Source organism: Salinimicrobium sp. WS361 (genome assembly GCF_050750585.1).
Classification (GTDB): Bacteria; Bacteroidota; Bacteroidia; order Flavobacteriales; family Flavobacteriaceae; genus Salinimicrobium.
This window is the reverse complement of record NZ_JBOJLM010000003.1, coordinates 73885-87409: the sequence shown is the minus strand read 5'-3', so window position 1 is coordinate 87409 and position 13525 is coordinate 73885. Positions and strand designations below refer to the sequence as shown.

Annotated in this window: 8 protein-coding genes; 2 read left to right on the top strand and 6 right to left on the bottom strand. The window is 40.6% G+C overall.

What is annotated here, in order from left to right:
* Nucleotides 1-20 precede the first annotated feature (20 nt).
* From ACQ93I_RS03915 to ACQ93I_RS03890, 6 genes are all read right to left on the bottom strand, one after another.
* Nucleotides 21-2717, bottom strand: a complete 2697-nt coding sequence (locus tag ACQ93I_RS03915; RefSeq protein WP_431697230.1) for an alpha/beta hydrolase-fold protein — start codon at nucleotides 2715-2717, stop codon at nucleotides 21-23.
* An 11-nt stretch (nucleotides 2718-2728) separates the two neighbouring features.
* Nucleotides 2729-5233 (bottom strand): glycoside hydrolase family 95 protein, encoded by a 2505-nt coding sequence (locus ACQ93I_RS03910; RefSeq protein WP_431697229.1) that lies wholly within the window; start codon nucleotides 5231-5233, stop codon nucleotides 2729-2731.
* A 5-nt stretch (nucleotides 5234-5238) separates the two neighbouring features.
* On the bottom strand, nucleotides 5239-6507 hold the full coding sequence (locus tag ACQ93I_RS03905) for a family 43 glycosylhydrolase (RefSeq protein WP_431697228.1): 1269 nt from the start codon (nucleotides 6505-6507) through the stop codon (nucleotides 5239-5241).
* Between the two features lie 91 nt (nucleotides 6508-6598).
* Nucleotides 6599-8161 (bottom strand): glycoside hydrolase family 43 protein, encoded by a 1563-nt coding sequence (locus ACQ93I_RS03900; RefSeq protein ID WP_431697227.1) that lies wholly within the window; start codon nucleotides 8159-8161, stop codon nucleotides 6599-6601.
* 5 nt (nucleotides 8162-8166) lie between these two features.
* On the bottom strand, nucleotides 8167-9492 hold the full coding sequence (locus ACQ93I_RS03895) for an acetylxylan esterase (protein ID WP_431697226.1): 1326 nt from the start codon (nucleotides 9490-9492) through the stop codon (nucleotides 8167-8169).
* 31 nt (nucleotides 9493-9523) lie between these two features.
* On the bottom strand, nucleotides 9524-11458 hold the full coding sequence (locus ACQ93I_RS03890; RefSeq protein ID WP_431697225.1) for a glycoside hydrolase family 97 catalytic domain-containing protein: 1935 nt from the start codon (nucleotides 11456-11458) through the stop codon (nucleotides 9524-9526).
* A 248-nt stretch (nucleotides 11459-11706) separates the two neighbouring features.
* Here ACQ93I_RS03890 and ACQ93I_RS03885 point away from each other — a divergent pair, with 248 nt between their 5' ends.
* Entirely contained in the window at nucleotides 11707-12396 is a 690-nt protein-coding gene (locus tag ACQ93I_RS03885; protein ID WP_431697224.1) for an NUDIX hydrolase, read from the top strand.
* Nucleotides 12397-12713: 317 nt separating this feature from the next.
* Nucleotides 12714-13463 (top strand): hypothetical protein, encoded by a 750-nt coding sequence (locus tag ACQ93I_RS03880; RefSeq protein WP_431697223.1) that lies wholly within the window; start codon nucleotides 12714-12716, stop codon nucleotides 13461-13463.
* The last annotated feature ends 62 nt before the right edge of the window (nucleotides 13464-13525 follow it).

Below are 13525 nucleotides of genomic sequence, written 5' to 3'. Positions count from 1 at the left end.
GTTCCATACTTGCTCCTCTATTACTTAGACTGGTTTTTAAACAGCACAGGTGCAAATCTATACAGGTCATTTCTCCACACCGGCCAGGTATGACCACCGGGATATTCACTGTAGATATAGTTTATTCCCATATCATCAAATCTCTTCATCATAAGCTTGTTGTTCTTAAATGCTATATCTTCTTTGCCTCCCATAGATAACCAGAATACTCTAAGTTCATTATTGATCTTTTCTGAATTCTCACTCATATACTCATATTGTCCCTTAGCTATCTCATTGTCATTCGCAAACCATCCTGAACTGAACACTCCTAAATAGGAAAACATCTCTGTATTCTGTACTCCTGCATAGAGCGTTTGAAGACCTCCCATGGATAAACCGGCAAGGGCCCTGTTGTCTGCATTTCCTTTAACCCGATATTTATTTTCAACAAAGGGGATCAAGCCTTCTTTTAATTCCCTTTCAAACATTCGGAGGCCATTTTCACTAAACCCTGAACCAGGCATATTCCCGTCGGGCATGATCACCAGCATAGGTTCTGCTTTGTCTTCAGCAATAAGATTGTCGAGAATAATATTTGTCCTTCCCTGTTGAACCCAACCTCTTTCATCTTCTCCACCGCCATGATAAATATAAAGTGCCGGGTAATTTGTATTGGTATTTTGGTCATATCCAGGTGGGGTGTATACATAGAACGTCCTCCAGCTATTTAGAACCGGAGAAAAATACTGTTCCATTCTCACATCTCCGTGCGGGACATTTTTCATTTTATAATAACCATCTCCTTTAAAAGGAACTTCTATTCCGCTGGCCATTCTTCCCATTCCGAAAAACGTCTCACTATTAGGATCGGCTACTGATACACCATCAACTATAAGAGAATAATAATGAAAGCCTTCGCTCAAAGAATCGGTGGTAACTTTCCAAACACCTTCACTGTCCTTATCCATATCATATTTACGCCCTAAATCCAGTTTTACATCCCTTGCCTCAGGAGCTTTAAGACGAAAAACGGCACGACCATCAGGTAAAATTTGGGGATATTTCGAATTCCTCACATTGGTTGAGGCTGGCGTACCCAGCAAGCTGTATTTATTGAATTTTGATTCATCTACCGGCTTAAATAGTAGTTTGGAAAACATATATAGCCCGTTCTTCCAGACTTTAAAATCATGACCACCCGGTTCTAAATAATAAATATGAGGAACATCCTGTTTAACCAAATATTCATGCGTTCGCTGACTGAAAGGCAACAGGTTGTCATCGTCCCCACAGGAAATCCATAAAAGATTAAGTTGTTCCCTGGCTTTTTGGGGCTGCGGAACTAATTCTTCCGGACTCTTAGTATTGGGCGCTGCGGAAAACGCCCCTACCCAGGAAAATGTATCCAGGTTGCCAAGACCAAAGTTCAAAGTTTGTCCTCCTCCCATGGAAAGTCCGGCAATTGCCCTTTTTTGCCTGTTTTTGATCACCGGATAATTTTTTTCTATAAAGGGAATAAGATCATTCAGCAGGTCTTTTTCAAAATTTGCAAAGGCTGCCACTTTTGTGCTGTCAAAAATGTTACCCACTGCACGATCGTCTTTCATCGCCCTTCCGTTTGGCATTACCACGATCATTGGTTCTGCCTTACCATCGGCATATAAATTGTCCAGTATCACCTGTGGATTGCCACCTCTAAGCCATTCCTTCTCATCTCCACCAATCCCATGTAAAAGATACAGAACCGGATATTTTTTATTTTTTGAAAATTTTGGCGGAGTGTAAACCAGAGCCTTTCGGTTAGTCCCTACTGTTTTTGATTTGTAGGTAATAGTATCGATCTTTCCGCGTGAGATGTTTTCTCTTCTTTGGTCAAAACCAGTAGGAGCTTCTTTTTCCAAACCTTTAAACCCCTGGGCTTCCAACATTTTCTTGCCATACCGTCTTCCAAGTTTCCGGTAACCTTCCGGTGTGAAGTGAAGATGATCATCCATCCCGTTACAACCTTCTGAAGAAACTACGTAACTATTAGGAATAACTCCGGGTAACTTCGCAATGATCTCATTCATACTGGCACAGACACCCCCTTCTTCCTTACTCACCAATTCTCCGGCAAGCAGAGGTACCTTTGCAGGATCAAGGTTTAAGTCCTTCATAAGATTGTCATAAACCTTCTTTACCTTTTGAGGCCATAACGTGTCTCCTGTATTTGATTCCCCCTGATGCAGTAAAATGCCTTTTATAACCCCGTCCTGTTGTGCCATTTTAGCCATTTCTACCAGCCGGCCATAAGGATTACCGTCATATTGCCTCACGGTATTTTTTAGCCAGTCCGGTGCAGATTCAACATACGTTTCATAATTATCCTTATCAAAAAGTTCAATTTTAGTGCCGCCTACAGAAACATTTACCACCCCGACTTTAATATTTTCCGGTAAATTCTCGATCATTTCCCTTCCGAAGTAATCGGTTGGGGTTAAACCTGTGTTACATCTGGTAAGAGGTGGTTTAGCTGTGTACCACTCCCCTTTTTTTCGTCCTAATTCGGGGCAATCTACCGCCTGGAGCACTTGAAACCGGTCACTCAAAGCAACTGTGTCCTGAGGTTCAAATTTTGCATGTCCTTCCATATTTGACTGACCGAAAGCCAGATAAATATGAAAATCAGAATCCTGCGCAGCAGTCTGAAACATTGCAAGAAAGGATCCAATACAGAGAAGAATTTTAATTTTCATCTTTAAAAGGATTATTTATCAGCATCAATTTTAATTATATACTTTCCTCCTTTCGAGGTGGCAAGATCATATTCATAAACTTTCATCAGGGTAGGTTTCTGCACATCAATATTTTGTGCAGTAATGGGATCTTTTATTTCTGAAACTTGATAGTAAGGATTGGAATTATTACCGGTAACATCTTTTAATCCTTTACCAGACAATAGATGATAAGAGCGAATCCTGCAATTGCCACCCAGGGTGGATTGTACGACCATAGTTTTTGGCTTGTTATTCTCCCATTCAAGATCTACTTCAAAACCTCCACGAGCTCTTAAACCTGAAACTTTTCCTTTGCTCCAGTCTGCAGGTAATGCAGGCAAAATATGAATGGCGCCATCGTGACTTTGTAAAAGCATTTCGGCAATCCCGGCTGTGCAACCAAAATTCCCGTCAATTTGAAAAGGAGGATGTGCATCAAAAAGGTTGGGATAAGTACCGCCCTTTTCGCTATGACCTTCCTGCATTGAAGGGGTTAGCTGGTCTTTTATCAATTTGAGTGCGTGATCCCCGTCAAGTAATCTCGCCCAAAGATTCACCTTCCAGCCCATAGACCAACCGGTAGACTCATCTCCCCGGGCAACTAATGAAGTTTTTGCAGCTTCAAATAATTCCGGATTGCGGTAAGGTGAAATTTGGTTGGACGGATAAAGTCCGTATAAATGAGAAACGTGCCTGTGATCGCTGTTAGGATCATCCCAATCTTTTATCCATTCCTGTAATTGTCCCCAACTTCCAATTTGCATTGGAGGTAATTGCTGAAGTTTTTCATTTAATTCGGCTATAAAATCTTTATCATCTCCCAGGATTTCAGCGGCTTTTGCTGTTCTTGAAAAAAGGTCGAAGATCAGCTGATTATCCATTGTGGCTCCATAAGTCAATGAAGATTCGGGATGTGCGGTTGGTGCGTGTTCCGGGGAAATGGAAGGTGATACTACCAGCCAGTTATTTTCCGGCTCCCTGATCATAAAATCCAGGTAGAATTTAGAAGCTTCTTTTACGATGGGATGAACCAATTTTAAAAACTCCTTATCTCCTGAAAAATCGTATTTATCAAATAAATGCTGGGACAGCCAGACTCCGCCCATAGGCCACATTCCCCAATAGGAACCGTCTATCGCTCCGGTCATTCGCCAAATATCTGTATTATGATGCATCACCCAGCCATCTGCGCCGTACATATCTTTGGCAGTCTTCCTTCCGACTTCTGAAAGCTCCTTCACCATTTGGATCAATGGCTCGTGGAATTCCGGCAGATTGGTGATTTCGGCCGGCCAGTAATTCATTTCAGTATTAATATTTACGGTGTACTTGCTATCCCAGGCAGGAGTTAACTGATCATTCCAAATCCCTTGCAAATTGGCAGGTTGCGTTCCCGGCCGGGAAGAGGTAATTAAAAGATAGCGCCCAAATTGGAAGTACAGGGAAACAAGGGCTGGATCATTTCCAGTTTTGAAATTTATGATCCTTTCATTGGTGGGTAGCTTCGCAGCTTTCGTTTCACCTAAATCCAGTGACACCCGATTGAAATAGGTTTGATAATCTTCCAGGTGCGTTTTGTAGATCCCTGCTGATTTCTTTTTTTCTATTGCTGAAAGATATTCTTCTGCTTTTGCTTCCTCATCAATACTGAGATCTTTATAGTTTTTGAAATTAGAAGCGATGGAAATATATAGTGTAGCACTGTTGGCATCCTGAATTTTAAGAGCTTCATCTTCTGAAGTAATTTTTCCGCCTTCAGTCTGAATTTTAGTGATCGCCAGGAATTCAACTTTGCCTTCTATTCCTTCAAAATCGCTGGTTTTACCGTGTAGTTTTAATGTCCCATTTTCAGTTGAAACTTCAGCACCTCCGGGGCGATCTATCGTAGCTGAAAAATTTAAGGTTCCGGGTTTATCTGCCGTAATTTGTACCACGATCACCTGATCGGGATGGGAAGCAAAAACTTTATTTTCATAACCTACACCTCCAACTCTATAGCGAGTTGTGGTAACCGCAGTTTCCAAATCCAGTTCCCGGTAATATTCAGTGTAATTTTGGTGATTCGGAAAAGATAATTTCAGGTTCCCTGCGGTTTGATAAGGCATTCCGTGGGAAGTTTTACTTATGAAATGCTGATTAACGAGCTCCTGGGCTTCTGCGCTTTTTCCTTCAAACAGAAGTTTCTGAACTTCGGGTAAATATTTTTTGGCTTCAGGATTATCGTTTCGGTTAGGTCCACCAGCCCAGACGGTATTTTCATTTAACTGAATAACCTCTTCCTGCGGATCTCCATAAACCATTGCCCCCAATCGCCCATTTCCTACGGGAAGTGCCTCTACCCATTTTTCAGCAGGCTTATCATACCAGAGTTTTAATTGGAAATCTTCCTGACTCCAGGATTGAAAAGGTGAAATCAAAAAGAGTATTCCCAGCAATACGGAAAATCCAATACTGGAATAACTATTTGTTGAAATTTTCATCTTACCAATTCCCATATCTTCTATTTTTCAAATTGAACCCAGTCCACTTCAACTCCGTCACCACTTTTCAGTTGCACTATCAAATCCTGAACAGCGGTTGCTTCAGATTTTACAGGAGCAGAAACAACCTCCCAATTTCCACCTTTTTGGATGGTAACTTCAGCAATCTCCTGTGCCTTCTCACCTGCCAGTTTCAGCGCAACAGTGGCGCCCGTTAAAGATCTTGCCCTGATTTTGACATTTTTGGGACCTTCAGCACCAAAATCAACCCGGTTATACTTCACCCAGGCATCAGGTTTATTTAATACCACCTTCCAACCCTGGAAAGGATCAAGCCGATCCAAAAACACCGAAGCAGCTCCATAGTTGCTTTTCGCGCTATAGCGGTCGATCTGAATTTTTGAAGTACTGGAGGTTATTCCCACTCCGCGTTTGGTTGGAATCACTTTTTTAATGTTTCCATTCCCTTCAAAGAACAAACTATCGGCACGAATGGAACGGTTTTTATCAAAATCGGGTGAAAGATCATTATCGTGATAAAATAAGTACCACTGATCTTTATAATTCACGATCGAATGATGATTGGTCCAGGTACCCGAAGCCGATTCATCCATAATCACCCCCTGATGGGTAAAAGGCCCCATAGGATTATCGGAAGTTCCATATTCCAGTCTTTCAGTATTGTTGGCAACGTGCGGATAAGTCATATAATATGTGCCATTTCTTTCGAAAACAAAAGGCCCTTCAATATGCCCTTTTTGAGGGATCTCCTCGAAGGTCTTTATTTCTGAATCCAGCTCCAGCATATTATCGTTCAGTTTTGCGCCATAAATTTTTCCACGGGACCAGTACAAATAAGCCTGCCCGTCTTTATCAATAAAAACATTGGGATCTATGCCTTCTACACCCTGAATATGGTTTGGCTGTGGCTCATAAGGTCCTTCAGGTTTGTCGGCGACTGCCACGCCAATTGAAAAACCTTGTTCCCCATCTCCGGCGTCTTTGAGTCTGGTGGGAAAATAGAAGTAAAATTTGCCATTTTTGGATACCGCATCAGGCGCCCACATACTATAAGCCTTAGGATCTGCCCAGGGAACATCTTTTTGATCCAGAATTTTTCCGTGGTCTGTCCAATTGGTAAGATCTTCTGAAGAAAACACGTGGTAATCGGCCATATTGAACCATTCGGCACGGCCTTCGCCTTTTGGGGGCACAATATCGTGGGAAGGAAACACATATAGCTTTCCATTAAATACCCTTGCCGTAGGATCTGCAGTAAACTGATCCATAATCAGCGGATTTTGTGCAAAAGCATTTACTGATAGTAAAAATATAATCAGGCTAAGAGATATCGTTTTCGGCATTTTTGAATGTTTCATCTTAATTATTTTTTTCGGCTTCAATTTTAAAGTAATCGAAATCTACGTGACCACCTGCTTCTTTTGTGGCGTAGTTGAACAACGCAAACCTGTAGCCCATAAAATGCGGAAGCGTGTAAGACATTTTAAGCTCGTTGCCAATAGCTTTCCAGTTTTCACCATCAAGACTGTAGAAAAATTCTGCTGTATCTTTCCTGTCCTGAAAATCACCAACGGCCTTAAGGTAAAGCTCCTCCTGATCTAACGGAATGCTTTCAATCTCTACAGGCTCTTCGGAAGCTCCATTGACCATAATAATGTGCTTCTTCTTATTCTCCATTTTCGCCCCTACAAATCCAAAATTCTTCTGAAGTAGACCAAGCCCTGCATAATCTCCCTCCTTCATTCCGGAAAGATCCACTTTAGTTATGCCCGTACTCTCTGGACCAATGGTTCTTTGGGTTAGGGTGTTTCGGGTATTTAAAAATGAAGTATCTACCCTGTCTGTAGTTAATCTTAAATAACCTTCACGGTCTTTTACAGACCAATATTCATTCTGCGGATTATGATTCCATTGCCAAACCAGAGGCAGATCTTTGTATCCAGATTTTCTGTCAAAATCATCTGAAGCCACAATTCCGGGAATCCATCCTTCGTTTGTTGGCAGATGCAGGGTTTCAGGCACTTTGCCATCTTCACCCAAAATTGGCCAGCCATTTTCCCATTTTACAGGAACCAGATAGGGAATACGCCCTACTGCACCATAATCCCGAAATAAATAGGCAAACCAATCCCCTTCAGGCGTATCAATTAAACCACCCTGGGCCACGCCTTTATCCTGAAAAGCGAGTTTTCCTTCGTAAGGTCCGGTAATTTTATCGGCGCGGTGAATGATCACCGTTCTCATACCGTCCCTTGGCCAGGCGATGTTGAACAAGTAATACTTTCCGTTAGCCTTAAATATTTGAGATCCTTCCGCAGGAAGTATATAGTTGGATCCAATAGGTTCAGTAGCGTTCTCAATAAGAACCCGCTCTGTACCTTCCTTCACTCCTGAAAGATCCTCTTTAAGCTCTACTATATTTAGTTTTCCTCCACCCCAAATGAGGTAAGTCTTTCCGTTGTCATCAAAAAATAAGGTGTTATCGTGAAGAGACGGGCTAAAAGAAATCTCTTCAAAAGTGCCATTTTCAATATCTTTTGTTTTGAAAATATAAGTTTTCCCGGTGGTGCTCGAAAAAGTAGAAACGTAAAAAGTCCCATTATGGTAACGAAGACTGCTTGCCCAGGAACCTCTTCCGTAGGCGTTTTCACCATTTTCAAGATTCAGCGCATCTGTATCTCCCAAAGTATCGTAAGCGTAATTCACTATTTCCCAGTTTACCAAATCTTCAGACTTCATAATTGGCACCCCGGGATTCATATGCATCGTGGTGCTACTCATATAATAGGTGTCCCCAACCCTAATTATGGAAGCATCGGGAACATCGGCGTGGATAATAGGATTTTCAGCCTGCTGTTGTGCAACAACTGAATTTCCTAAAAACAGGCTTAAAATTATAATGAGTAGATTTCTCTTTTTCATATTTTTTATTTGAAATAGGGTTTGGCAAATTCTATAAAATATGGCCAGTTAGGCACTACGGTATGACCGCCCTCGTGTATTCTAAAAACGAGTTTACCTTCAGATAAAAACTCCCCAAATTGAGGAAATTCGTTTTTTGATAGTCCTTTTTCATCATAGATTTCATAAGCAGGACCGGCGTAGACTCCGGCTAAAAACATCCCTTTGGCGTCTATCCAATTCCCTTCAACTTTAGGATCTCCACTGCTGATAAAAACCGGACGCGGCGCTGCGAGCGCAATCAAATGATGTGCATCTACCGGAAGGTCTTTTGTTTCTAAAGGACCTCCGTACTTTATAAAATTGGGAGCAAACCAGTGATATTGGGAAGTGGAGACCAAATTCTCTACCTGTTCCCCGAAATTCCTTCTCAATATTTTAGTACCACCTGCACCGGCAGAACCTATGAATCCCACCGCAAATCGATCATCGTAGGCCATAGTGACCATTGCAGCTTTCCCGTAGCGGGAAAGTCCTTCTATAGCTACTTTTTTTGAATCAACTTTAGAATGATTTTCAAAATAATCAAGCGCACGGCCGGCACCCCACGCCCAGGCTTTCAAAGCGCCCCAATCATCTAATTTTCTCGGTTCGCCTTTATTCACTAGCCCAATGATTCCTTGTCTAAGTCCGGCGCCATTATCGGCTTGATAACTTGTTGGGATCAAACTGGCGTAACCCCAATTCTGAGCCAGTAATTGTTCCTGCCACGGATTTTCCTGCTCGGGCTCAGGGAAAAACCCAGCTGGAAAATTCCAGTCGAATTTTAGGATTACCGGCACTTTTTTATCTGTATTTTTTGGAAGAGTAAGGGTCAACTCGATTTCAACGTCAATTTCGGAATAGGCAGAGTTATCTACCACTCCTAAAAGTGCCTCAACCTGCACAGGATAATTGCCAATAACTGAATCTTTTCTGGAAATAACTTTCCAGTTTACAGCTGGAGTATTTTCAGGGAAGCGGCCATAAACTTCTGCATCAAAATCTTCTTTGATCTCCCGCCTGCGTTTTTTCCATTCAGAAACTGAGGTGACTTTTGATCCATCTTTAAAAACCAAAAGTTTGGGTAGGCTGTAATCTACAACTTTAGATTCATCTGAATTTGCGGCATTAGGATCATTCGGATTTCCCGAAGGTCCGTGCCGCAAGGATTCTATTCCTAATTCCTTCAGCATTAATTGATGATCCTGAGAACTCAAACGATAAATACTGTCCCGCTCCTGTTGAGAAAACTGCGCCATCGATTGATTAACGCAGCTAAAAAAAACGATAATGACAAATAATTGTTTCATTTTTAATGTTTTACAGGTGGAGCAATTTATGCTAATTTGTAATCACAAATCCGCCCTGAGATTGGATGGTCACTTCAAATTTTCCTCTTTTTTGTTTGATTTCTTTCTTTTCAGTTTTCCCCTTTTTGGAATCATTAATAATACTGAATTTATTTCCTTTCAGTTCCGGAAGGGAGAAGCTCAACTTCTTTGCTTCTTTTGAGGCATTGATTCCGGCGATGTACCATTGAGCCCCGTGCCTTCTTGCTATCACGCTGTATTCTCCGGGATATCCTTCAACAAAAACGGTTTCATCCCAGGTGGTAGGAAAATTTTTCATAAAATCTATGGCAAAATCCGGAGCGTCTTCCAAATTATTTGGCGTTAGTGCGAAGAATTGAACCGGCGTCTGAAATAAAACTGCCGTTGCCAGTTGAAACGCATCAGAGGTTCTTCTAAAATTTCCGCCGTCATTGGTTCGGTTGTATCGTTCGTTTAGAACAGTACCCCCAAAATCCATACTCCCCACTGTATTCCTTATAAAAGGATGAATGGCAGCACTTCGGGCTTCCTGGTCGTTGGCATACTGGCTGAACATTAGATTTTCTGAAGCAAGTACAGCTTCAGTACTTATAAAATTAGGATACATTATCTCCCAGCCTCTCGGAATTGTTGCTCCGTGAAAGATCATCATCAAGCCGTAATCATTAGCATCGGACATTATATCCTCATAAAGCTGAATGGTCTCTTGTTTATCGCCGCCCATAAAATCAACTTTCAGGCCTTTTACCCCGTTCTCCTGCAACCACTTCATTTCCTTTTTGCGGGTAATAGCTCGGTGCATTTTATTACGCGGCGTCATCGGGGCGTCATTGGCAACGCCGTTGGAGTTATACCACAAGAAAACATCCACGTTTTTGCTCCTGGCGTACTTAATCAGTTCTTCCATCCTGTCGTACCCAATATTCTGATCCCAAAGCGCATCAATTAGAATGTATTCATAACCCATTTCAGAAGCAAAATCTATGTAAGTCACCTGGCCGTCATAATTCATACTTCCATCCTGCCACATAATCCAGCTCCATACACCGCGCCCGAAATTATAATCCCGGGAAGCTTCGTAAAGCGGCTCCACCACATCAAAAGGAATGGTGGTTTCTACAATAGGCTTTAAACTTTCACCAATTGTGATAGTCCGCCATGGAGAACTAAACGGAAGGGAAATAGCCGCACCAGTACTTCCAAAATCATTATTTTCAGTACTGTCGGGAAAAGCGATCGTATATTCCCCTTCAGCATTTGGATCGCTGAGATGAGCGCCCACGTAAGTGCCGTCAACCCCAGTTTCAGAAAGTAGAACCCAGTGATCTTCGGTTTTAAATAAACCCGGAAAAGTATATCCGAGATTATTTCCAGAGGCTTTGGTAATCTCCTGTTCTAAATAATAACCCTCTTCATAACTCGGTTTGGTACGCTGAAAACCTACCATAGATTTAGACTGAGGCGTAAGAAAACTTTTTGCCGTAGCTGGAAAATTAAATCCTGTAAATTCTTTCGTCACCACGTGAGCTATGGTATCGCTGTATTTATGAAGATGATATCTAAAAGCGATATCATTATTACTTACCCGAAAAATTACATCCATTTTTTGCCCTTTTTGAGTGGTAAAAGTGGAGGTTAGTTCCTGTGCTTTATAACTGATCTCTGAATCTTTAAGCTTTTTCGATTCATAACTCTTTTCTACGGAAGTAGTTTTACTCCCTTCAAAACTTAAACCTTCAGAATAATCTGAAATATTCGTTTTTAGTCCCAAACGGGATTTTTCTAGCACTACTTCGCTATTATAGAAAACCGAATAGCTGGGTTTTCCCGATTCCAGGAATACTTCTAATTTCAGAGCTTCATCGGGACTCTTGATGGAAGCTTCCTGTGCCACCATAAATGGAAAAATGCCCAACAGGCAGATAAGTAAAAAGAATTGTTTCATTTCTAATTTTAATATGAAAGGTAATAGGCATTTAAAAAAGCAGATAACTCATTAAGTGTGAATTTCACATTACTAGTAAATAAATTAAAGTTTTTTAAAAAAAGCAAATTTATTTTCACACATTATTAACTTTGGAATTAAATAGTAATAAATCAGCATCAAAGATAGTTTTGAGATTCAGCACTCTCCTGCTTCTTTTATTCTAAGAGTTTATATAGTTTCTTAAATTGCCGCTTTAAATCTTATTTATGATCCATAATTACAATTCAGAAGACAAAGTATTGCTTGCAGTCGATTGTATCATATTTGGTTTTGATGAAGAGGAGCTTAAAATCCTTTTAGTAAAGAGAGATTTTGAACCTGAAAGAGGTAAATGGTCCCTGATGGGCGGATTTTTAAAAAGAAATGAGGACCTTGATCAGGCCGCAAAAAGGATTCTCTACCATCTTACAGGGATCAACAATGTCTACATGGAGCAACTCTACAATTTTAGCAAAGTAGATCGTGACCCTGTAGAAAGAACGCTTTCTGTTGCCTATTACGCCCTTATAAATATAGCGGAACATAAACAGGAAATAACCAAAAACTATTCAGCTAAATGGTTTAGTTTTTCGGAAGCACCAAACCTAATATTTGATCATGACCGAATGGTGCAACATGCCATACACCGCCTGCGCTACAGAACATCTAACAAACCCATTGGATTTGAACTCCTTCCGGAAAAATTCACCATGCGTCAACTGCAAAAGTTATATGAGACTATTCTAAACGAAGAATTGGATAAAAGAAACTTTATAAATAAAATAAACGCTCTGGATATTTTGCTGAAGTTGGACGAAAAAGACAAGACGTCTTCCAGAAAAGGTTCTTTTCTTTACATGTTTAATGAGGAAAAATACCGGAAAAAACTGGAAGATGGATTTTCATTTAAATTGTAGCCCTTAGCTTAGACAGTTAATTTCACATCTTGAAAATTCCAGGAGTAGCACCTAAAACTTTAAAATTCGTAAAGTAGAGAATTTTTCCAGCCTCTTAATATTCATTTTCAGCACCTGTATTGTCTCAACTTTACACATTAATAATTTTTCTAACTGCTTTTCTTACCATATCTATCCCTGATTACCTTCAGGCAACAACTGCGGAATTGAAATAGCATCTACTATTGATTAATTCAAAATTATCTTTCAAAAATGCCATTTTTGAAAGGTTTTTTATCAGAAAGGTTTATTTTGGTGCAGATTTGATATCTGCCCAAGTGAAATATTATGTAATCATCTTTTTTATTTTCCTGCTCCTCCCCCTCCAGGCACAGGAAAGATCCGTGGTACAGGGAATTGTGAAAAACAATGATTCGCTGCTTAAAAATGTGCATATCAACAATGTTTCTTCAGGAAAACTTTCTGTTTCGGGGGAAAAGGGTTTGTTTCAGCTAAAGATGAAAACCGGTGATACACTGGTGATGTCTCATGTAGGAATGAATGATCTCATTAGCTTCATAAAAGCTGATGACCTTCAGAAGTCACCATTGTACTTTCGGATGATTGAAAACTCTCAGGAATTAGGAGAAGTAGTAATAGATGAAAATTCAGAAATTAATGTGGTAAGCCTGGGAATCATTCCGAAGAAAATAGAAAAGCTCTCCATGAACGAGCGGAGATTGGAAACAGCCGGGGATTTTAAATTTATTCACCTCCTGAGCCTACTGGGAGGTTCGTTAGAGATCGACCCTATTCTAAATGCCATTAACGGCCGTACAAAAAAGCTGAAGAGAAATATTAAGATTGAAAAAGAACAGCGAAATATCGCATTTTTGGAGACTCATCACAAACCTTATATGCTGGAGACAATGCAATTAACCAGCGGAGAAGCCGCCTTGCTCATCGATTTTGCACTGGAAAGAAAAGAACTACAAGCTTTGCTGGAAGAAAAAAATGATGCTGCCATAAAACTTTTTCTTCACGATTGTTGGTTTCACTTGAGCAAACGAATGGAGTCATCTAAATAGCATTTTCCAACAACTATTAAAATTGCTGTTAAACATGGCTAATAGCTGCACTTTTATTGCAT